Consider the following 20,575-nt stretch of genomic DNA (forward strand, 5'->3'; position numbering starts at 1 on the left):
AGGAACCGATGGAGAGCGTGGACGTGCTGGTCGTGGGCGCCGGCCTGGCGGGGCTGCACACGGCGACGCTGCTCGCCCGGAGCGGGCGCGAGGTGCTGCTGGTCGACCGCCGGTCGAACCTGGCGGGCACCATCCGCACCACGGGGATCTTCGTCCGGCGGACCCTGGAGGAGTTCGCGCTGCCGGACGACTGCCTCGGCCCACCCATCCGTCACGTCGCGCTCTACCCGCCCTCGCTCCGGCGCCCGGTGACCCTGGTCAGCCGGCGCGACGAGTACCGGGTCGGCGACATGGGGCCGCTGTACGTCGCGGCCGCGGCTGACGCCGCCGCCGCGGGGGTGCGGGTGGTGCTGGGCACCCGGTACGTGGGCCGGCTCGACGACGGCTACGTCCTGGTGGACGACGACGGCGCGCGGTCCGTGCGGGCCCGCTTCGTCGTCGGCGCCGACGGGGCCCGGTCCCGCGTCGCCCGGGACCTCGGCCTGGACCGCAACCGCCACCTGCTGGTCGGCGCCGAGGAGGTGTTCGCGGTCCCGGCCGGGGACGGTCCCCCGACGTTCCACTGCGTGGTCGACCCGTCGCTCGCGCCGGGGTACCTGGCCTGGGTCGTCAACGACGGCCGCCACGCCCACGTGGGCGTCGCGGGCTACGGCGCCCGGTTCCCGCGCGGCGTCCGGCACGCCCTGGAGCGGTTCGGTGCCGCGGCTCCCGGGCTGGCCGGCGTGGAGCGGCCCGCGGAGGTCGAGCGCCGCGGGGGACCGATCCCCGTGGGCGGCCTGCTGCGCCGGATCAGCTGCCCCGAGGGGCTCCTCGTGGGCGACGCGGCCGGCGCCGTCTCCCCGCTCACCGCCGGCGGGCTGGACCCGTGCCTGCGGCTGTCCGAGATCGCGGCGTCCGCCCTGGACGACGCCCAGCACGCCGGACGGCCGTACGCGCTGACCCACTACGACGGCGCGGCGCTGCGGGCGCGCTTCCGTGGGCGGCTGCTCCTGCGCCGCGGGTTGGCCCAGGTGCGGACCCCCGCCCTGGCGACGGCGGCGTTCGTCGGGCTGCGCACCCCGCTCGGCCAAGCCGCCGCGCGCCGGATCCTGTTCACGTGAGCGGGCCGGGGTCCTCCCCGACGCCTGCCCACTCCTGCAGGAGCGGGATCAGCCGGCCCGGCCCGGGCTCGAGGGCGGGCAGCCGCAGGGTCCCGGTCCGGGTCTCGACGAGGACCTGGCCGCTCCACGTCGGACGGCCGCGCACGTCGCCGCGCACGGCGACGACGTCGGCCCGCGCCAGCGCCACGGGTCGCAGCCGGCGTCGCAGCTCCAGGGTGTCGCCGCTCAGGACGAGCCGCGTGCGGGCGCCGGAGACGAGGGACCGGCCGAGCAGCGCGACCCCGACGGCGGAGAGGCCCGCCAGGAGGAGGTGGAACGGGTCGCGCTCGGTGAGGGCCTGCGTGCCCCACATCAGCAGGAGCAGCACCTGCACCGCGGCCTGCACCCGCAGGAACGCCACGGGCCGGACCTCCGTCGCGACGACGTCGGCAGGCCGCTCCGGTCCGTGCCCCACGTCGCTCACGACCGCATCGTGCCAGCGCGCGCCGAGCGGCCGGGGCGACCTCGACCGGGCGCGCATCGACCCCGGACCCACGTCGACCTAGAGGCCGCCGGACCCCGACCCGCGCGCCGCGCGCCGGACGCCGGCCACGGTCGCCGCCGTCCCGGCCACCGAGCCGGCGAACACGACCCACCGCTGCCAGTGCCGGCCCCACTTGCCGTGCACCGACTCACCGAGCGGCAGGGGCGCGAAGACGTTGCCGGTGTGCGGCTCGGGGCTGGGCGTCCCGGAGAGCCCGAACCGGGACATGACCGGCGCCACGATCACGTCGAAGACGCCGGGCACGAATCGGAAGCCGAAGGTGTACAGGTGGTTGGCCGGGCCGACCGACGTCTCCCGCCGGGGACGCCCCAGGAGCCGCACGATGGCGCGGGCGACCTTCTCGGGCCGGTCCACCGGCGGCGGCGGGCGGCCCTCGCGGCGCGCGTAGCTCGCCGCCTGCGCGTAGATGGGCGTGTCGACCCCGCCGGGCGAGACCAGGGAGACCTCGATGCCCGGCACGTGGCGGACCTCGGCCTGCAGGGTGCGGACGAGCCCGTGCACGCCCCACTTGCTGGTGACGTACGAGCTCATCCACGGGGTCACGACCTTGCCCAGCAGCGAGCCGACCACCACGAGGTGCCCGCCGTCGCCCGCACGGAAGTGGCGCAGCGCCTCACGCGCGACGTTCGCCGTCCCGGTCAGGTCGACCGCGACGACGTGGTCGAAGACGTCCGCGGGCACCTCCTCGAACCGCCCGTAGGCCACGACGGCGGGTGCGTGCACGACGGCGTCGACCCGTCCGTAGAGCGCGGACGCGGCCGTGAACAGGCGCTCGACGGCGTCGCGGTGGCTGACGTCGGTCGGGACCGTCAGCACCCGCGGCTCGCCCGGCCCCGGCTGGTGACCGGCGCGCTCGGCCAGCGCGAGGCACTCGCGCTCGACCTCGGCCAGCCCCTCGACCGAGCGTGCGGCCAGGACGAGGGTGTCGCCCCGGCGGGCGAGGGCGTGGGCGGTGGCGCGTCCGATGCCGCTGGACGCGCCCAGGATGATGACGACCCGGGCTCCGGTGTGTCGGGGCACGCGTGGACCTCCGGGCTCGGGTGCGGGCCGGTGGAGCCACCGGCGCGATCGCCGACGATGCTGGCACCCGCGGGGCGTCCCCGCGACCGGCCGCGGGTCCGCTACAGGTCGGCCACGGGTCGGCTACTGGTAGGTGACCAGGTCCGGGACCGGGGAGACGTCCCGCACCGTCTGCTCCGGGGTGAGCACCGGCAGGTCCTCGTCGAGGAAGTTCTTCCACCCCCAGGCCACGCCGGCCGGTGCGTCACCGTGCAGCGTGCGCCACGTGGCCTGCTTGGCGGGCTGGGAGCCCTGGCCGTCGGCGTGCAGCACGACGGCGAGCTCGGGCCTGGACGTGTCCAGCGCGGCGCGGTTGCCGATCATGTCCAGGCGGAACTGGTGCACGAGGAAGATCTTCGGCGGCAGCGCGTGGGCGTTGGTCAGGTCGGCCAGCCACCGGCCGACCTCGTTGACCTCCGCGGCGTCGACCGAGCCGATCCGCTGCAGCGGCTGCTCGTCGGGGCCGAGCCGCCACTCCGGGTCCAGCGCGAGGCCCACGTGCGGCAGGCGGAGCAGCTCCTCGTACTGCCGCGCCTGGCTGAGGAAGTCCGACCGGCCGGGCTGCAGGTCGAGGACGACGTACACCCCGGCCGCCGCGGCGGCGTCCACCCACGGGCGCAGCGCCGCGACGCTCTGCTCGTTGGAGAAGTTGCCGTCGGCGCCGGCGCTGCCGGCCGCGACCGTGGCGATGATCTCGAACATGGGCACGACGGTGCGGTCGGTCAGACCGGTGTAGCCCGCGGCGACCTCGCGGGCGCGCTGCACCGAGGCGGCGGCGTCCTGCTCGCCGAGCACGCCCAGGGTCGTCGTCGCCGGCGTTCCGTAGAGGGCCACGAACTGGTGGCGCGGGAAGAGCAGCTGCCCACCGGCCGGCAGCTGGACGCCCGTCGCGGCCGATCGCACCTTCCACTCCAGGGCCGGCTCCGCGGCGAACGCCGCTCCCAGCGCCAGCGTCCGGGGGCGGGCGGCGGTGTGCAGCGCCTCGACGACGGACGCGGTGGCCTGCGGGTTCGGCGCCGACGCCGGCACGAGGTGCACCGGGACGGCGGCGGCGCGCGCCGTGGCGATCGACGCGAGCTGCTCCGGCGTGTCGACGGCCAGGGCGACGACGTCGTCCAGGGGTGCGTCCCGGGCGAGCGTCAGGTCGGCGGCCGGGGTGAGCGTCCCCGGCCCCAGCGCCGCGACGCCGGCGGCGAAGGTGGACGGGTCGGTGGACGCCGGTGCGCCGAGCCTCAGACCGGTCGCGTCGGCCACCGCGGCCACCGAGGCGGCGGCGCGCCGGACCTCCGGACGGCCCGGCGTCCCGGCTTCGGGGCCGTCGTCGGCGCTCCCCCCGGCGCTCCCCTCGCCCAGGCCACCGACGTCCCCGACGGCGACCACGGTCGTGGCGCCGAGCCGGTCCAGCTCGCCGCTCAGTGCCGGGTCGGCGGCTTCCGTGGACCCGTCGGGCGGGGGTGCGGACGGCGTGGCGGCCGAGCCGTCCGTGCTCGCTGCCGCCGGTGCGGGCGCCGGGCCGACCAGCAGCGGGACGCCCAGCTCGACGGCTGCGCGGGCGGCGACCTCCTGCGCGGCGGGCTGCCCGCTGGGGGCGACGACGACGACCGGCGCGGCCGCGAACAGCTCACGGCTGGTGCGCAGGGAGGCCTCGACGTCGGTCGCCTCGGCGACCAGGGTGAACGGGGCCGTGGGGCTCGTCGTGTCCGTCGCACGCACCTGCGCGGACGGGCTCGGGGTGGCGGTGGCGTCCGGCACCGGGTCCGGCGCGGGTCGGCCGTCGGCGCCGGTGCAGGCGGCCAGGACCGTGGCCACCGCGAGGGCCAGGGCGACGGCGGGAGCGGGTCGGCGGCGTCCGGTCACCGGGCCACGCTAGGCCACCGTGCGCGCAGGGGCTCCCACCCCCCGTTCGGGGGACGCCGCGCGCCCGGACCCGTCCGCCGGGTCCGCCGTTCCGAACCACCGTCGACCCACCGGACCGGACTGTCAGGATCCCCATGTCCCTCACCTGCGCCGCACCCGCGCCCGCGCGTGGCACCGCTGCGCGCGCGGCCTACGGCAGACTGTCGCGGGTGACCACATCCCCCGGCGGCGTCCCGCTGGTGCCGGAGGCCGAGGAGCCGGTCGGCGCCGACGCGCTGCTGGCCCGGGTCGCCGCGGGCGACGAGGACGCGTTCGCCCGGCTCTACGACCTGCTGGCGTCCGGTGTGTTCGGCACGTGCCTGGCGGTGCTGCGGGACCGCGACCACGCGGCCGAGGTGACGCAGGAGGTCATGGTGGAGGTGTGGCGCACGGCGACGCGGTTCGACGCCGGCCGTGGCTCGGCCCGCACGTGGGCGCTGACCCTCGCCCACCGACGCGCCGTCGACCGGGTCCGCGCGGTGCAGTCCCAGCGCACCCGCGACCAGCGGGTGCTCGACGAGCAGGGCGAGCGGCCCTTCGACGTCGTCGCCGAGGAGGTGGAGGACTCCATGGACCGCGAACGCGTGCGGCACTGCCTGGAGGGCCTGACCCCGACCCAGCACGAGGCTGTCGTCCTGGCCTACTACGGCGGCCGGACGTACCGCGAGGTCGCCGAGCAGCTGGCCGCGCCGCTGACCACCGTCAAGACCCGGATCCGCGACGGGCTGCTGCGCCTGCGCGACTGCCTGGGGGTGGTGGCGGCGTGAGCACCGACGACCTGACCCGTGGCGACGGCTCCGACGCCCGCGACCTGATCGGCGCCTACGCGCTGGACGCGGTCGACGACGTCGAGCGCCGTGCTGTCGAGCGCCTCGTGGCGGACGACCCGGAGGCGGCCGGCGAGCTCGCCGGGCTGCGGGCGACCGCGGCCCTGCTCGGCTCGGCGGTCGCGACCCCGCCGCCGCTCGAGCTGCGCGCGGGCGTCCTGGACGCGATCCGGCGCGTGCCGCAGGCCGGTGCGACCGGGACGACCGCCCGGACCGGTCCTGCAGCCGCTCCCGCAGCCGTGCCCGCGGCCGTGCCGCCAATCCCGTCCTTCGCGGTCCCCGACGCCGGAACGACGGCGACCCCCGCTCCGGCGACCCCTGCTCCCGCGACCCCTGCTCCGGCCACCGCGCCGGGCACCGTCACCGATCTGTCCACCCGGCGGCCGCGCCGCACCACGACGTGGCTCGCGATCGCCGCGACCGCCGTCGGCGCCGCCGCGATCCCCAGCGCCCTGGCGATCCAGCAGGCGCAGGAGGGCCGGCGTGCCGAGCTGCAGGCGCAGGCGGTCGCGGACCTGCTCGCCGACCCCCGGGCCGAGGTCGTCCGCGCGGACGTCGAGGGTGGCGGGACGGCGGTCGGCGTCCTGGCCGGCGACCGCGCGCTGTTCACGGCGACCGGGCTGGACGAGCCGGGCGCGGGGCAGGAGTACCAGCTCTGGGTCATCCGCGACGGTGAGGCGCTGCCCGACGCCGTCATGCAGGACGAGGCCGGGGCGGTGCAGGCCGTGACGGACGGGTACCAGGCGGGCGACGCGCTCGCGGTGACCGTCGAGCCGGCGTCCGGGTCGCAGAGCCCGACGTCCGAGCCCGTCGTCGTGCTGGCGCCGGTCGCGTCCTGACCGCGGACGCCGACGGTACCGGGCGACCCGTGGTCACGGTCACCGTCTACAGCACGCCGGACTGCGTCCAGTGCCGGATGACGTACCTCGCGCTCGAGCAGGCCGGCATCGGCTACGCCGTGGTCGACCTCAGCCGTGACGCGGCGGCCCGCCGGCACGTCACCCAGGTGCTGGGGCACTCGACCGCGCCGGTGGTCGTCGTGGACGGCGACCCGTCGGTGCACTGGTCCGGCTTCCGGCGGGACCGGATCACAGCGCTGGCCCCGCGACCCGACGCGGGCTGAGCAACGCGCCGGCCGGGCCGCTCGCGGCCGCGGTGGCCGGCCCGGTCGGCGCGGACCGGGGCGGCATGGGCACGGGGGCCGGCGCGGTGCCGCGGACCGACACGGTCGGCTGCCGTCGAGCCGGCGCCGCCCGACGCGACCCGGCTCCGCCCGCCCGCACGCGACGAGGCCCCGCTCCTCGAGGAGGAGCGGGGCCTCGTGCGGGGCCGACGGCGCGGCCCGGGAGACGGCGTCAGCTCGCCGGCATCAGCACCGAGTCGATGAGGTACACGGTCGCGTTGGCGGTGTGCACGCCGCCGCAGATGACGTTGGCACCGTTGACCATGAGCGCGTCGCCCTCACCGGTGACCTCCACGGCGCCGCCCTGCACGGTGGTCTGCGAGCCGGTGACCATGTCGGGCGAGAGCTGCCCGGGCACCACGTGGTACGTGAGGATGCTGGACAGGGTCGCGGAGTCGGTCTTGAGCGACTCGATCGTGGCCGGGTCGATCTTCGCGAACGCGTCGTCGACCGGCGCGAACACCGTGAACTCGTCCCCGTTGAGGGTGTCGACCAGGTTCACGTCCGGGTTGAGGTTGCCCGACACCGCCGCGACGAGGGTCTTGAGCATCGGGTTGTTGGACGCGGCGACCGCGACCGGGTCCTGCGACATGCCGGTGACCGAGCCGGGACCGTCCGGCACGGCCTCGGCGTAGGCGGCGCAGCCCGGGCCGACGAGGTCGGCGGCGGGGTCCGCGGTCATCGCGTCCTGCGTCTCCTCGGCCTCGGGCGTCATGGTGGGGGCCTCGGCAGCGGCAGCGGCGCCGCCGGCCGCGGTGTCCTCCGCGGCGTCGGAGCCGCTGCACGCGGACAGCCCCAGCGTCGCGGCGGTGACCAGGCTCAGGACGGCCATCTGGGTGCGCTTCGTGCTCGTCATCGTTCTCTCCCTCGTCAGGTCCGGCCGGATCGCCCGGCCGGGATGCCGTCCCGCCGGAGCGGGACCTTCGAGGGGGATTCGGAGCGGTGCGCCGGGTGGATGGGCGGGATCTCGGACATGCTGACGTCGCCGGCCGGACGACTGGGGGCCGCGCTGAGGGGGCCGCGCTGAGGGGGAGCACCGTGCCGGAGCCGGACAGGGCAGCGATCGCCGGGCCGACGTCGCCGCGACGCCGGACGACCGGGCCGACAGGGGTGACAGGGGCCACCGGGACGACGTCGCGGGTCGCGGCTCTCCTGGTGCTGCTGGCGGCGTCGCTGTGGGGGACGTCCGGGACCTCGCAGGCGCTCGGGCAGGCGCAGGACCCGCTCGCCGTCGGAGCCGCCCGGCTCGCCGTCGGCGGCGCCGCGCTGGTGGTGATCGGGCTCGCGACGCAGCCCGCCGCGCTGCTCGCCTGCCTGCGCGCGCCCCTGGTCCGGTGGACCGTGCTGGCGGCGGTCGCGACCGCCGTCTACCAGGGCGCGTTCTTCTCGGCGGTCGCCGGCACCGGCGTCGTCACCGGCACCGTGGTGGCCCTGGGGACGGCGCCGGTGGCCACGGGCGTGTGCGGGCTGGTGCTGTTCGGTGAGCGTCCGACCCGGTGGTGGGTGGCCGCGACGGTCCTGGCGGTGGTGGGGTGCGTGGTCCTGGTGACCGCGGGCGGGTCCGGCGCCGCCGACGTGCGCCCCACGGGCGTCGTGCTGGCGCTGGTGGCCGGGGCCGCCTACGGGCTGTACACCTCGGCGGCCAAGGTCCTGCTGGACCGCGGGGTGCCCGTGGTCAACGCGATGGCCGCGACCCTGGGCGGGGGTGCGGTCCTGCTGGTGCCGTTCGGGCTGCGCGGCCTGGGGGAGCTGACGGGCGGCCGGGCGCTAATTATGGTCGCGTGGCTGGGGCTGGCCGCCACCGGCGCCGCGTACCTGCTGTTCGCGCGCGGGCTGCGCCACCTGCCCGCAGCCACGGTCGGGACCCTGAGCCTCGCCGAGCCGCTGACCGCCACCGTGCTCGGCCTGGTCGTGCTGGGGGAGAGGCCGGCGCCGATCGCCGCCGCCGGCGGGCTCTGCCTGGTCGCGGGGCTGCTGCTGGCCACCGTCCGGCCGGGCACCGCATCCACGGCCGGGTCCGCCCGCACCGCCGTGCCCGCACCCCCGGGCGGGTGAGGGCACCCGTCCGGCGCAGGTCCGGCGCCGAACCCCGGCCATGGACCTCCTCACGCTCGCCCTGATCGGACTGGTCGGCGGCCTGATCACCGGCATCTCGCCGTGCATCCTGCCGGTGCTCCCGGTCATCTTCTTCTCCGGCGGGGTGCAGAGCGCCCGCGGTGCCGCGCCGACGACCGCGCGCCGCGCCGGCCGTGCCGGCACGCCGAGGGGCGGGTCGACCGGGACGCTGCCCGCGGTGACCCGGACGTCCGCCGGACCGGTCCGCGTCGGTGCGCTGCCGCAGCCGACCTTCGGCGCGGCCGCCCGCGCGGCGACCGCCGGCTCGGTGACTGTCGGCTCTGCGACTGTCGGCCCCGTGACCACCGGCCCTGTGACCGGCGGCCCCGTGACCGCGGGCACGGCCCTGCTGGACGGACCCGGCTCCCAGGGCGCCGGTGACCCGCCCGCCACGCCCGGGCGTCGCCGGGCCGGCCGGGCCGAGGCGTGGCGCCCGTACCTGGTGATCGCCGGGCTCGTCACGAGCTTCACCGTCGTCACACTCGTCGGCTCGCTCGTGCTCGCGCTGCTGCACCTGCCGCTGGACCTGCTGCGCTGGGCGGGCATCGGGGTCCTGGCGCTGCTCGGGCTCGGTCTGCTGTTCCCGCGCTTCGAGGAGGTCCTCGAGCGGCCGTTCGCGCGGCTCGCGCCCCGGACGAGCCGGACCGCGGACCGCGGCGGCTTCGTGCTGGGCCTCGGTCTCGGCGCGGTGTACGTGCCGTGCGCGGGCCCGGTGCTCGCCGCCATCACGGTCGCCGGCGCGACCGGGGAGGTCGGCGTCGGAACCGTCGTGCTGACCGTGTCCTTCGCCCTCGGGGCGGCCCTGCCGCTGCTGGTGTTCGCGCTCGCCGGCCGCCGGGTCGCGGAGCGGGTCAAGGCCTTCCGTGCCCACCAGCGCGGGATCCGCGCGGCCGGCGGGGCGCTGATGCTGGCCCTCGCGCTGGCGCTCGCCTTCAACGTCACCGACGCGCTGCAGCGCGCGCTGCCCGGCTACACCGAGTCGCTGCAGAGCCGCGTCGCGGAGAACGAGACGGTGCAGCAGCAGCTCGACCTCGGCGGCCTCGTGACCGCGGAGAACGAGGGGCTCGCACGCTGCACCAACAACGCCGCCGAGCTCCAGGAGTGCGGACCGGCCCCCGAGATCCGCGGCATCGACACGTGGCTGAACAGCGACCCGCTGACCCTGGAGAGCCTGCGCGGCCGGGTCGTGCTGATCGACTTCTGGGCGTACTCCTGCATCAACTGCCAGCGCTCCGTCCCGCACGTCACCGCGTGGGACGAGGCGTACCGCGACGCCGGCCTGACGGTCATCGGCGTGCACACCCCGGAGTACGCGTTCGAACGCGAGACCCGCAACGTCGTGGCCGGCGGCGACCGGCTCGGCATCGAGTACCCGGTCGCGCAGGACAACTCCTACTCCACCTGGACCGCGTACCGGAACCGGTACTGGCCGGCGCACTACCTGATCGACGCCGACGGCGTCGTCCGGCACATCTCCCAGGGCGAGGGCGGCTACGAGGCGACCGAGGCGATGATCCGCGAGCTGCTCACCCGGGCGGACCCCAGGGCTGAGCTGCCCGAACCCACCACGGTCGTCGACACCACCCCGCGGGGCGAGGGGATCACCCCGGAGACCTACCTCAGCGTGGGCAAGCGGTTCAACGCTGCCGGCGAGTACGACGAGGGCGCGTCGACCTACCGCTTCCCGGCGGACCAGCCGCGCGACACGTTCGCGTTCGACGGCGCGTGGACCACGGACTACCAGGCCGCCACCGCCGGCGAGGACGCGCGCATCCGGCTGACCTTCAGCGCCTCGGACGTCTTCCTCGTCCTCGGCGGCGAGGGGACCGTGCACGCCGTCGTGCGGGACGAGGAGGGCGACGTCGTCGAGGAGCGGGACGTCGAGGTGTCCGGGGCCCCGACGCTGTACCCGCTGCTCGAGGCGGCCGAGCAGGTGACCGGCACGGTGGAGGTCGAGGTGCCGGCCGGGATGGCGGCCTACTCGTTCACCTTCGGGTGAGCCGGCGGCTCAGCGGACCGTGCACCGCCCGGACCTCTGGCCGCCGGTCACCACCGAGAGCTCGGCGGTCCAGTCGTCGCCGAGGTCGGCGACCACGGCCAGCGGCAGCCGGATGCCGGTCCGCCCGTCCACCAGCACCTCGTCCGGGACGGCGACCTGCCCCTCGGACAGCACCTCGCCCGTCGCCTGGACCTGCCCCTCGACGACCGTGCGCTCCACCGTGCGGGACGGCGTCCCGTCCGCCGCGGCCAGCGTGACGCGCAGGACGGTGTCGGCAGAGCCGGGCGCCCTGGTCCGGCCCGCCGCGGCCCCGTCCTGCAGGTGCCATGCCACGACCACGCCCGGGTCCGCGGCGCGCTGCGGGCGCTCGACCCACAGGCGCCGCACGGTGCCGGTCGCGCGGTGGACCTCCACCTCGCCCCCGGTGAACGCCCCCGCGGTCGGCACGCTGCAGGTGCGGTGCTCCGGACCCGACGACGTCGTCGTCGACGAGACCTGGAAGGCCAGCGCGACGGCGCACGCCGCCGTGGCCACCCCGACCACCGCACGACGCCACCGCGGCTCGCGCGACACCTCCCAGGCCGGCGTCCCCGGCGGCAGCGACCGGTCGCCGGACCCTCCGAGCCGGAACGGCCGCGGCCGGCGCGTCGCGAGGGCGACCGTGCCGGCGAGCGAGTCGGCGAACGTCTGACGGCGACGGTGCCACAGCGGCCGCAGGTAGCCGATCAGCAGCACGGCGTCCAGGACGTGCGCGAGCTGGCGGGCGACCGTGAGCAGCAGCCCGGCCGGGCGGGCGTCGGCACGGCGGACGACGGCGACCCCCAGCACGAGCTTGCCCGGCGTGGAGCCCAGGTAGGCCTGCAGCGCCAGTCCGAGGACGACGGCGCCGACGGCCCACCCGTTCGACCACCACGAGACGGGGACGGTGCCGTCGAGCTGGTCGCCCGTGATGGCGAGGGACGGCACGGCCACCGGCTGGACCGGGAAGACGAGGAAGAAGACGGTGGCCAGCAGCGCGTGGTCGAGGAGCGTCGCGAGCACCCGGCGGGTCCACGACGCCAGCAGCTCCGCGGGCGGGTCGTCGCGGCGTTCACCACCGCTGGGCTCACCACCGCCGAGGTCACCACCGTGGGGCGCGTCCGCGGTGCGCGCGCTCCACCCGTCGACCGTCACAGGTCCCCGACGCGCTGCAGGAACCGCATGGCCACCCACCCGACCGGGATCCGCAGCCAGTACGTCATGACGCGGAAGAGGATCGCGACGGACGCCGCGACACCCGGGTTCAGACCACCGGCGGTCAGGCCGGTGGTCAAGGCGATCTCGATGGTCCCGATGCCGCCCGGTGTCGGGACGGCGGCACCCGCGGCGTTGCCGACGAGGTAGATCAGCGCGACCTGCACGAGGGTGAGGTCCTGCCCGAACGCGCGCAGGCACGCGTCGAACGCCAGCACGTAGCCCATGGTCATGACGACGTTGCCGCCCACCGCGAGCCCCATCCGCCACGGGTGCCCGACGACGGCGATCAGCCGCGGCCAGGTCTGCCGGACCGTCGGCAGGGTCTTGCGGGCGATCCACTGCCGCACCACCGGCACCAGCAGCGACGAGGCGATCAGCGCCGCCACGATGCCGACGACGACGAGCATGCTCACGCTCGGCCCGGAGAGCCGCGGCGTGGTGCCGGTCCCGGAGATGACGGACAGCAGGAGCAGCAGCACCACCGTGACGACGAACTGCGACACCTGGACCAGCGCCACGGTCGCGACCGACAGCGACGCCGTCACGCCGCGCCGGGTGAGCATCCGCAGGTTGAGCGCGGCCGGTCCGATGCCGGCCGGGGCCGCGAGGGCGACGAACGCGCCGGCCGCCTGGACGAGGGTCGCCCGCCACACCGGCAGCCGGACGGGGGAGAACGCGACGAACGCCAGGGCGGCCCCGAGGAACGTGACCAGGCCCAGGACGAACGCGACCACGCTCCAGCGCCAGTCGCTGGCGGCGAGGGCCTCGCCGATCTCCTCGACGTTCATCCGGGTCAGGACGACGATGACCGCGGCGACCGTGAGCAGGATCGTGATGAGGGTGCGGGCGCCGAAGCGCACGAGCTGCTCGGGCTCGACGTCGGCGTCCGGCATGCGCTCGACGAGGGCGCCGCGCAGGTCGGCGAGCACGTGCGGGCGCGCCCGCATCTCCTCGCGCGTGCGGTGCGGCAGCGCGGGGGTCTGCAGCAGCGGGCCGATCGCGGCGATGTCCTCCTCGGGCAGGACGGCGACCGCGGACTCCAGCGCGCGGTGCGCCCCCACCCGCACGGCGAGCAGTGCGAGCATCTGGGTCAGGTCCATGCGCCTCGACAGCAGCTTGGACGCGACGTCGCCGGACTCCCAGCGGGTGATCCACACGACCGGGTCGGGGGTGCGGGCCTCCACCAGCACGACGTCGGACGTCAGCGCGCGGTGCGTGACGCCGGCGTCGTGCGCGAGGTGCAGCTGGGCCCAGATCGCCCGCAGGTGCGCGTCGGTGAGCTCCGCGAGGTCCAGGTCCCGCAGCGGGACGGCGCTGTCGAGGTGCTCCTGGACGAGCAGCATGGAGTCGTCCGCCTCGGCGACGCTGAGCAGCGCGGGGGTCCGGACGCCGGCGGCGTGCGCGGCGTAGGCGAGCAGCGCGGCCCGTTCCGCGGCCTGCCGCAGCGAGACGAAGGAGCGGCCCTGCAGGCCCCGCAGGCGCAGGGATCGCCACGACCGCGCGAGGGCGCCGACGACCTGCCGGTCGCCGTCGAGCACCACGACCGTGTACCGGCCACCGTCCAGCGTGGTCATGTCGTAGACCCGGTCGTCGGAGATCCGGGTCATCGCCTCGGCGGCCGGCGCGGCGGTGTGCGTCGTGACGATGCCGTCGCGAGCCATCGCGGTCGAGCCGGTCCGGGCCACCGGGCCGGAGGTCGCCGTCCCACCGGCGGCCGCGACCGGGATCGGGACCGTCACCGCCTCCGCGGGGTCCGCCGGTGCCGGGGGGGCGGACGAGGGGTCGGGCCGGTGCACGCGCTCCAGCCGCACGGGGTCGAAGCCGGCCCGCCGCACGCCGTCCACCAGGGCGGACCCGTAGGCGCGCTCGGACCTCACCCCGGAGGCGTAGCGCGTGGCCAGGCCCGCGACCCGGCCCAGCAGCACCGCGACGCCCGCACCCGGGAGGGCGGTCGTGCCGGTGATCAGGGCGACGCCGACGGTGACCCACACCAGGTTCCAGGACCACGTGACGGTGCGCCGCCGGCCGCGGGGCCCGGCCACGGTCAGCAGCGCGACGACGGCGACGAGGTAGGCCGGGACGGTCAGGGCCGACCGACCGGAGACCCCGGTGGTCGAGAGCGCGGCGACCAGGTTCGGGCTGCCGAACGCGCCGAGGGCGCCGACGACGATTGCGCTGAGGATCAGCCCGCCCAGGGCGGCGGCCGTGGCGTCCAGGACCTGCCGGCCCAGGCGGCGCACACCGAGCTCGATGAGCACCGCCGCCGGCGCGATGAACGTGACCAGCACCTCCAGCAGCGCGACGGGCACCGTGAAGAGCTGCCGCAGCAGCCCGCCGACGCCGCGGACGTCCTCCGCGACGCCGGTCGTGGTCGCGTGTGCGTACACGGCGAGCAGCAGGACGAGCGCCACACCCAGCGCGGAGAGCACGAGCATGAGCAGGTCGCTGGGATGGTGCACCCGGACGGTCGGGGTGTCGATGATCTGCACCCCGTGCGCGGGAGACCCGCGGCGCTCGTGCCCCGCGCCTGGCGGGGCGGTGAGCTGCTCCTGCATGGCGCGAGTCTAGGTCCAGGTCACGCCGAGAATTGTCAATCTGAGTTGACACGCTGTGCGTGTCAACCTAGGTTGACGACTGCGGTCGCACGAGGTGACCCGGGTGGTGCGGAGGCGCGGAGTGGAGGCGGTGACGTTGGCGGTCCTGGCGAGCCGGGCGGAGGACGACGACCCGATCCGGGCGCTCGCAGCGCTCGCCGAGCTGCGCCGGCAGATCGACCGGCAGGAGGAGCTCGTGGTGCGCCGTGCCCGCGTGCGTGGGCTGTCGTGGGCGGCGATCGCCACCCTGCTCGGCGTCAGCCGGCAGGCGGTGCACCGCAAGCACTCCGGCTCACTGTTCGGCCGCAGCTAGCTCAGACCCAGCGCGCTGCGCCACTCGGCCGGGACGAGCGCGTAGCCGACGAAGGCGACGACGTCGAGCACCGTGTGCGCGACGACGAGCGGCATGACGCGCCGCCGCCGCCGGTAGTACTCGGCGAAGACGACGCCCATCACGGCGTTGCCGACGAACGGGCCGAACCCCTGGTAGAGGTGGTACGAGCCGCGCAGCAGCGCGCTGGCCGCGACCATCAGGACCGGGGACCAGCGCAGCGAGTCGAGCCGCTCCATGAGGTAGCCGACGGCGACGACCTCCTCCAGCAGCGCGTTCTGCAGCGCGGACAGGACCAGCACCGGGACGGTCCACCACAGCGCGTCGAGCCCCGACGCCTGGACGTCGACGGTGATCCCGATCGCGCGGCCGAACGCGTACAGGCCGAGCCCCGGAAGGCCGATGAGCGCGGCCAGCCCGACACCGACGGCCAGGTCGCGGCCGGGCCGCCGGCCGTCCAGGCCGATCCGGCGCACGGCGCTGCGCCCGTCGGCGGACAGCAGGTAGAGCGCCAGCGCGACCGGCACGAGGGCGAACGCGATGCCCAGCAGCTGGTAGGTGAGGTCGACGTAGGGCCGCGGCGACCTGCTGACGTTGAGCGCGGTCGACTGCTCCCCGAGCGGGGTCAGTGCCGTCAGCCGCGCGACGATGCTGACCACCGAGTACAGCGCGGACTGGCCGAGCGACAGCCCCAGCACGATCCACACCTCGGCCGTCCACCGCTGCCGGAGGGCCGCGGCGCTCGGTGCCGGGACGTCGAGGGTCATGGCGCTCAACCTACGGTCGGCCCCGGACGGGGGCGCGGTGGTCGGCCCGGGACGACGGCGACGGCGATTGCCACTGCGACGGCCCTTGTCCTCCCAGGTTGGACAAAGTAGTTTGCAGGACAAAGCCAGTACCGATTGCCGAGGAGTCACCCCGTGCGAGACGACGCCGACCGCCCCCGGGCCGCCGTGATGCCCGACGACGACCCGCCGCTCGACCCCGCCGGCAGCGCCGCGCTCATCGCGGCGCAGCGCGCACGGGTCGCCGCCGAGACGGACGTCGACGGTCGGCTGCTGTTCGGGGTGTGGGGCGCCGCGTGGCTGCTCGGGTTCGGCGCGCTCTGGGCCGTCGCCGGCGACCGGCCCGCGCTGGGCTGGTCGCCGGCGGCGGCCGGGGTCCTGTTCGCCGGCCTGCTCGTCGCGGCCATGGTCGTCACCTCGGTGCACGTCGCCCGCCGCACGTCGGGGGTGCACGGCACCTCGAGCCTCCAGGGGGCCATGTACGGGTGGGCGTGGTTCCTCGGGTTCGTCGCGGTGTTCGCGCTCGCCTCCGGGCTCACCCGCGCCGGCGCCGGCGCCGGCGTCGTCCAGGTCGCGATGACCCTGGTGCCGCCGCTGCTGGTGGGCGTGCTGTACATGGCCGGGGCCGCGATCTGGCGGGACCGCGCGCAGTTCGCCCTGGGGGCGTGGATCCTCGTGGTCACGATCGTGGCGTCGTTCGTCGGCACGCCCGGGATGCTCGCGGTGATGTCGCTCGCGGGTGGCGGCGGGATGCTGGCCGCGGCGGTCGCCGAAGCCGTCCGGCGGCGGTCCTGATGCCCGCCCCCGGCGACCTCGACCCCGTCATCCACACCCAGGCGCGGCTGCGCATCATGACCACGCTGACCGCCCTGCCCCCCGGGGACCGGCTCACGTTCCCCCGGCTCCAGTCGCTGCTGGACGCCACCGCCGGGAACCTGTCGACCCACCTGCGCCGGCTCGAGGACGCGGGGTACGTCGCCGTCACCAAGGGTCACATCGGCCGGGTGCCGGCCACCCACGTGGAGGCGACGCGCGCCGGCCGGCGGGCCTTCGAGGACTACGTCGCCCAGCTGGCGGCGCTCCTGACCCCGCCCGCCGGCACTCGCGGCGAGCCTGCACCGTCGAAGGGGACGAGCGCATGACGTCGTCCACCGCCGTGCTCGAGGCCGAGCACGTGACCCGCCGCTTCGGCGCCACCCTGGCCCTGGACGACGTGAGCCTCACCGTGCGGGCCGGCGAGCTCGTCGGGCTGCTGGGTCCCAACGGCGCCGGCAAGACGACGCTGCTCAGCCTGGTCACCGGGCTGCGCCGGCCGGACCTGGGCACCGTGCGGCTGTTCGGCGGCGACCCGCGCGACCCGGCCAGCCGCGTCCGGCTCGGCCTGACGCCGCAGGAGACCGGGCTGCCGGCGACCCTGCGGGTGGGCGAGGTGGTCGACCTCGTCGCGGGCCACTACCCCGACCCCATGCCGCGCGGGGAGGTGCTCGAGTGGTTCGGCCTCGCGGACCAGGCGCGCCGGCAGACCGGCGCGCTGTCCGGCGGGCAGCGTCGGCGGCTGGCGGTCGCGCTGGCCCTGGTCGGCCGCCCCCGCCTGGTCGTCCTCGACGAGCCGACCACCGGGCTCGACGTCGAGGCCCGGCACCTGCTGTGGGCGGCGCTGCGCGAGTACCACGCGAGCGGCGCGACGGTCCTGGTGACCAGCCACTACCTGGAGGAGATCGAGGCGCTCGCCCAGCGGGTGGTCGTCATGGGGGGCGGCGTCGTCCTCGCCGACGACGCGATCGCCGCGGTCCTGGCCCGCGTGCAGGTGCGCCGGGTGGGGTTCTCGGTCGCTGCCGACGGCCGGGCCGCCGGGGACGCCGGCGACGTCGTCGGGCGCCTGCCCGGTGTGGTCGGCAGCCGGCGTGACGGGGACCGGGTGGAGGTGCTCGCGTCGGACGCGGACGCGCTGGTCCGTGCGCTGGTCGCCGACGGTGTCGCCTTCACGGGCCTGGAGGTCCGCGGCGCGTCGCTCGAGGAGGCCTTCCTCGCCCTCACCGGCTCCACGCCGGCCGTCACGTCACCGCCGCCCCGACCCACCGAGGAGATGGCCCGATGACCACCCTGCCCACCTCCGACCCCGTGCCGACCCGGCCCGCCCCGGTGGGGGCGACGTCCGTCCGCACCCCGCACCCGGGGCCCGACGACGCGCGGCCGCTCGTCCGACCGACCCTCCGGCTGGCCGGGCTGCACGCCCGCTACCAGTTCCTGGAGACCGTCCGGGTGCCGATCGCCGTGATCGGCAACACGGTGTTCCCCGCCCTGGCGATGTTCTTCTTCGTGGTGCCGCAGCGCGCGGTGGCGTCCGACCCGGTCGCCGCGACGGCCGCCGTCGGGCAGCTGGGGATGTTCGCGGTGATGTCGACGTGCCTGTTCACCTACGGGGCGGGCGTCTCGGAGGACCGGCAGCAGCCCTTCGACCCGTACCTCCGCTCGCTGCCCGCCGGCGCCGGTCCGCGGATGGTCGGCCGCGTCGTCAACGGTGCGGCGTTCGCGCTGCTCGGCCTGCTGCCGTTGGTGATCATCGGGTGGCTGTTCACGGACGCGGCGGTGACCCTGGGCCGCCTCCTGCTCAGCGTCGTGGTGATCGCGGCGTCGGCGCTGCCGTTCCTGCTGCTCGGCCTCGCGGTGGGCTACTCGCTGTCCGCGAAGGCCGCCCTGCCGGTCGTCCAGGTCCTGCTCTTCCCGATGGCGTTCGCCGGCGGGATGTTCATGCCGCCGGAGTTCTTCCCCGGGTGGCTCGACGCGATCTCCCGGGCGCTGCCGAGCCGGGCCGGACGTGACCTGCTCGTCCAGGCGCTCACCGGCGAGGCCGCGCCGGCAACCGCGCTGCCGGTTCTCGTCGGCTGGGGCGTGCTGTTCGCCGCGCTCGTGGTCTGGGCCTACCGCCGGGACGAGGGCCGGCGCTTCCACTGACCCTCGTCCGGCCGGCGTCGTCTCAGACGCACCCGCCCGGGCGTCGGTGCGGCAGGGTCGCCGGCGACAAGCCCGGCTCGATGCCCACGTCGACCGACGACGGCGCGCCGGGAGCCGTCACGGGTCGACGAAGTACGCCGGCACCCTCATCCCGGTCACCGGGTCGTCCACCCAGTCGAGCTCGGGGACGTCGCGCGCGTCGGCTGCCGCCCGCAGTCGCGGAAGGTCCTGCGTGGGCGTGGGCGTGGCCGTGGGCGTGGGCGCGGACCGCGGCTCGAGGTGCGCAGGGGGGCGGGCCGGAGGGGACGTCCCCGGCGGACCCTGCGCGCATGCTGCACGGACCGCCGTCGCCACCGCCGCTTTCGTCGGCACCGCCGCTCTCGCCGCCGGCACCGCCCCCGTCGCCCCCGTCGTCGCCGCCGGCGCAGGTCCGCGCGGTGCCACGACCCGCCCGGCGGAGTCCACGAACCGGTAGGTCACGCGCGTGATGGTGTCGGACGCGTCGGACGTCGACGCCCTATCGCCAGGCGGCGCCAGGATCGGGGTGATCACGAGGTCCCGGCGGTGCACCTCGTGGTGGTGGAAGCTGCAGAGCAGGACGCCATTGTCGACGGACGTGGGCCCGGCGTCCCGGTCCCACCACTGCACATGGTGGACCTCGCACCAACGGGCGGGCGCGTGGCACTGCGGCCAGCCGCACCCGCGGTCGCGGGCCGCGATGGCTCGGCGCTGGGGGGCGGTGAACAGCCGCCGCGCGCGACCGGCGTCGAGCGGGACGCCGTCGGCGTCGACGACCAGGCGGCTGATCTCGCCGTCGCACATGGCCGAGGCCAGCTCGCTGACGGGGACCGGCGTGCCGTCCTCCAGCGTCGCGGGCGGGTAGCTCGTGACACCGGCGCTCGCCTCGGCGGTGCCTGTGCGTTCGGTCCCGGTCGCCTCACCGTCCGCGCCTGCGCCCGCGGCGCCGTTGGCGCCGCCTGCCTTCGCACGGCGCCGGTCGCGCTCGGCCCGGGCGGCGAGCCAGGTCTGCTCGCTGAGGATCAACGTGACCTGCTGGGGTGCATGGGCGCCTGGCTTGCCGTCGGCCAGGGTGCGCACCGCCATGGCATCGAGTGCATCGGCGCAGCGTTGTCCGGGGTCGCGGTCGTCGTCGGCGCCGGGCCGTGGAGAGAGCGCCTCGAGCGCGAGGGTCAGACGGTGTCCGGCCATCGAGTCGACCCGTCCCCTGATGACCGTGCCCTGCGGGGTCGTGGTCAGGTGCAGGAATCGCTCGGCCCGCTGGGCGTCGTGATCGCGCTGCAGCGCCGCAGGGTCGACCGTCGCGGCCCAGCGCGCGGCGGCGGTGGCGAACGTGCCTGCGTCGTGAGACTCGGCCATCCTCAGCAGGTGCTGCTGGCCGGCCGGGGACGCGGCGGCCTCCCGCTGCGCGGGTGAGCCGGCACTGACGACCCGGCCGATGACCGCCGCGTGCTCCAAGCCGATCCGGCCCTCGGCAACGGCGGCCGTGGCGGCCGGCGCGGCATCGAGGTGCTCGGCCTGCCGCATCTGCGCCGCAGCGGCGCGCTGCCCGGAACGGCTGGTTCGCGCCCACCACCCCACGATCGAGCGGTCACCGGAGCCCTGCCACGTGCCGGCGTCCCTCTCCGCCACCAGGACGGCCGCCCGCACTGCCGCCAGTGCGTTCACCGCGCGATCGACGTCCGCCAGCACCGGGTGACGCTCCGCCGCCGACCATCGACCTGCCTGTGCCACCGCGGCGGACAACCCGACGACTGCCGCCCACAGGACCGCCACCTGCGACAGCGAGACGCCCGGTGCCGCCGTGCCGCTGACCGAAGCCGCCCTGGGAATCGACGCACCTGGCGGAGTGAGGGCCGCGGGAGCACCCAACATCGTGGTGGTCACAGCGTCACCTCCATCGTCGAACGTCTGTTCGAACTTTACCGACCGC

At 76.2% G+C, this 20,575-nt stretch carries 19 protein-coding genes; 11 read left to right on the forward strand and 8 right to left on the reverse strand.

Annotated elements, in window-relative coordinates:
• Nucleotides 1-8 precede the first annotated feature (8 nt).
• Nucleotides 9-1,100 carry an FAD-dependent oxidoreductase gene (locus tag CAE01nite_RS01175; protein ID WP_146898724.1) on the forward strand — a complete coding sequence of 364 codons (1,092 nt, stop codon included), beginning with the start codon at nucleotides 9-11 and terminating at the stop codon, nucleotides 1,098-1,100.
• Here the strand turns inward: CAE01nite_RS01175 and CAE01nite_RS01180 are convergent.
• The 3 genes from CAE01nite_RS01180 to CAE01nite_RS01190 form a co-directional block, all read right to left on the reverse strand.
• Nucleotides 1,093-1,563 (reverse strand): hypothetical protein, encoded by a 471-nt coding sequence (locus CAE01nite_RS01180; RefSeq protein ID WP_146898726.1) that lies wholly within the window; start codon nucleotides 1,561-1,563, stop codon nucleotides 1,093-1,095. The genes CAE01nite_RS01175 and CAE01nite_RS01180 overlap by 8 nt on opposite strands.
• A 78-nt stretch (nucleotides 1,564-1,641) precedes the next feature.
• Nucleotides 1,642-2,664 (reverse strand): SDR family NAD(P)-dependent oxidoreductase, encoded by a 1,023-nt coding sequence (locus CAE01nite_RS01185; RefSeq protein WP_146898728.1) that lies wholly within the window; start codon nucleotides 2,662-2,664, stop codon nucleotides 1,642-1,644.
• A 123-nt stretch (nucleotides 2,665-2,787) separates the two neighbouring features.
• Nucleotides 2,788-4,560: a hypothetical protein gene (locus tag CAE01nite_RS01190; RefSeq protein ID WP_146898730.1), complete on the reverse strand. Its 1,773-nt coding sequence runs from the start codon at nucleotides 4,558-4,560 to the stop codon at nucleotides 2,788-2,790.
• A gap of 209 nt (nucleotides 4,561-4,769) precedes the next feature.
• Between CAE01nite_RS01190 and sigK the strand changes: the two genes are divergently transcribed.
• From sigK to CAE01nite_RS01205, 3 genes are read left to right on the forward strand one after another with little or no spacing between them, the layout of a single operon-like run.
• Nucleotides 4,770-5,366 (forward strand): ECF RNA polymerase sigma factor SigK, encoded by a 597-nt coding sequence (gene sigK, locus CAE01nite_RS01195; protein WP_281285538.1) that lies wholly within the window; start codon nucleotides 4,770-4,772, stop codon nucleotides 5,364-5,366.
• Nucleotides 5,363-6,265 (forward strand): anti-sigma factor, encoded by a 903-nt coding sequence (locus CAE01nite_RS01200; protein WP_186816359.1) that lies wholly within the window; start codon nucleotides 5,363-5,365, stop codon nucleotides 6,263-6,265. Before sigK ends, CAE01nite_RS01200 begins: the two co-directional genes overlap by 4 nt.
• Nucleotides 6,266-6,294: 29 nt before the next feature.
• Complete coding sequence (locus CAE01nite_RS01205) at nucleotides 6,295-6,549, forward strand: glutaredoxin family protein (protein ID WP_281285539.1); 255 nt, start codon at nucleotides 6,295-6,297, stop codon at nucleotides 6,547-6,549.
• A 232-nt stretch (nucleotides 6,550-6,781) separates the two neighbouring features.
• On the opposite strand, the gene CAE01nite_RS01210 is transcribed toward CAE01nite_RS01205, so the two are convergent.
• A complete protein-coding gene (locus tag CAE01nite_RS01210) occupies nucleotides 6,782-7,465 on the reverse strand; it encodes a fasciclin domain-containing protein (protein ID WP_186816360.1) in 684 nt (227 codons plus the stop codon).
• Nucleotides 7,466-7,719: 254 nt separating this feature from the next.
• Between CAE01nite_RS01210 and CAE01nite_RS01215 the strand changes: the two genes are divergently transcribed.
• Both CAE01nite_RS01215 and CAE01nite_RS01220 read left to right on the forward strand, forming a co-directional pair.
• Nucleotides 7,720-8,664 (forward strand): DMT family transporter, encoded by a 945-nt coding sequence (locus CAE01nite_RS01215; protein ID WP_146898736.1) that lies wholly within the window; start codon nucleotides 7,720-7,722, stop codon nucleotides 8,662-8,664.
• A 40-nt stretch (nucleotides 8,665-8,704) separates the two neighbouring features.
• Nucleotides 8,705-10,723, forward strand: a complete 2,019-nt coding sequence (locus tag CAE01nite_RS01220; protein ID WP_146898738.1) for a cytochrome c biogenesis protein DipZ — start codon at nucleotides 8,705-8,707, stop codon at nucleotides 10,721-10,723.
• Between the two features lie 9 nt (nucleotides 10,724-10,732).
• On the opposite strand, the gene CAE01nite_RS01225 is transcribed toward CAE01nite_RS01220, so the two are convergent.
• Nucleotides 10,733-11,896: an RDD family protein gene (locus CAE01nite_RS01225; RefSeq protein ID WP_186816361.1), complete on the reverse strand. Its 1,164-nt coding sequence runs from the start codon at nucleotides 11,894-11,896 to the stop codon at nucleotides 10,733-10,735.
• On the reverse strand, nucleotides 11,893-14,514 hold the full coding sequence (locus CAE01nite_RS01230; protein ID WP_146898741.1) for a lysylphosphatidylglycerol synthase transmembrane domain-containing protein: 2,622 nt from the start codon (nucleotides 14,512-14,514) through the stop codon (nucleotides 11,893-11,895). Before CAE01nite_RS01230 ends, CAE01nite_RS01225 begins: the two co-directional genes overlap by 4 nt.
• A 130-nt stretch (nucleotides 14,515-14,644) precedes the next feature.
• On the opposite strand from CAE01nite_RS01230, the gene CAE01nite_RS01235 reads away from it, so the two are divergent.
• The gene (locus CAE01nite_RS01235) at nucleotides 14,645-14,866 is read left to right on the forward strand and encodes a hypothetical protein (protein WP_246130930.1); all 222 of its coding nucleotides are present in this window, start codon (nucleotides 14,645-14,647) and stop codon (nucleotides 14,864-14,866) included.
• Here CAE01nite_RS01235 and CAE01nite_RS01240 read toward each other — a convergent pair.
• Entirely contained in the window at nucleotides 14,863-15,651 is a 789-nt protein-coding gene (locus CAE01nite_RS01240) for a CPBP family intramembrane glutamic endopeptidase (protein WP_146898743.1), read from the reverse strand. The two genes, CAE01nite_RS01235 and CAE01nite_RS01240, sit on opposite strands and share 4 nt — an antisense overlap.
• Nucleotides 15,652-15,804: 153 nt before the next feature.
• Between CAE01nite_RS01240 and CAE01nite_RS01245 the strand changes: the two genes are divergently transcribed.
• From CAE01nite_RS01245 to CAE01nite_RS01260, 4 genes are read left to right on the forward strand one after another with little or no spacing between them, the layout of a single operon-like run.
• Entirely contained in the window at nucleotides 15,805-16,464 is a 660-nt protein-coding gene (locus CAE01nite_RS01245; RefSeq protein ID WP_146898746.1) for a hypothetical protein, read from the forward strand.
• Nucleotides 16,464-16,811, forward strand: a complete 348-nt coding sequence (locus tag CAE01nite_RS01250; protein WP_146898749.1) for a transcriptional regulator — start codon at nucleotides 16,464-16,466, stop codon at nucleotides 16,809-16,811. Before CAE01nite_RS01245 ends, CAE01nite_RS01250 begins: the two co-directional genes overlap by 1 nt.
• Nucleotides 16,808-17,767 carry an ABC transporter ATP-binding protein gene (locus tag CAE01nite_RS01255; RefSeq protein WP_146898752.1) on the forward strand — a complete coding sequence of 320 codons (960 nt, stop codon included), beginning with the start codon at nucleotides 16,808-16,810 and terminating at the stop codon, nucleotides 17,765-17,767. The genes CAE01nite_RS01250 and CAE01nite_RS01255 overlap by 4 nt, the downstream gene beginning before the upstream one ends.
• Nucleotides 17,764-18,624 carry an ABC transporter permease gene (locus tag CAE01nite_RS01260; RefSeq protein WP_146898755.1) on the forward strand — a complete coding sequence of 287 codons (861 nt, stop codon included), beginning with the start codon at nucleotides 17,764-17,766 and terminating at the stop codon, nucleotides 18,622-18,624. Before CAE01nite_RS01255 ends, CAE01nite_RS01260 begins: the two co-directional genes overlap by 4 nt.
• Before the next feature lie 117 nt (nucleotides 18,625-18,741).
• Here CAE01nite_RS01260 and CAE01nite_RS01265 read toward each other — a convergent pair whose 3' ends face one another.
• Entirely contained in the window at nucleotides 18,742-20,334 is a 1,593-nt protein-coding gene (locus CAE01nite_RS01265) for an HNH endonuclease (protein ID WP_186816362.1), read from the reverse strand.
• Nucleotides 20,335-20,575: the final 241 nt, after the last annotated feature.

The sequence above is a fragment of the Cellulomonas aerilata genome, from assembly GCF_007991755.1.
Classification (GTDB): Bacteria; Actinomycetota; Actinomycetes; order Actinomycetales; family Cellulomonadaceae; genus Pengzhenrongella; species Pengzhenrongella aerilata.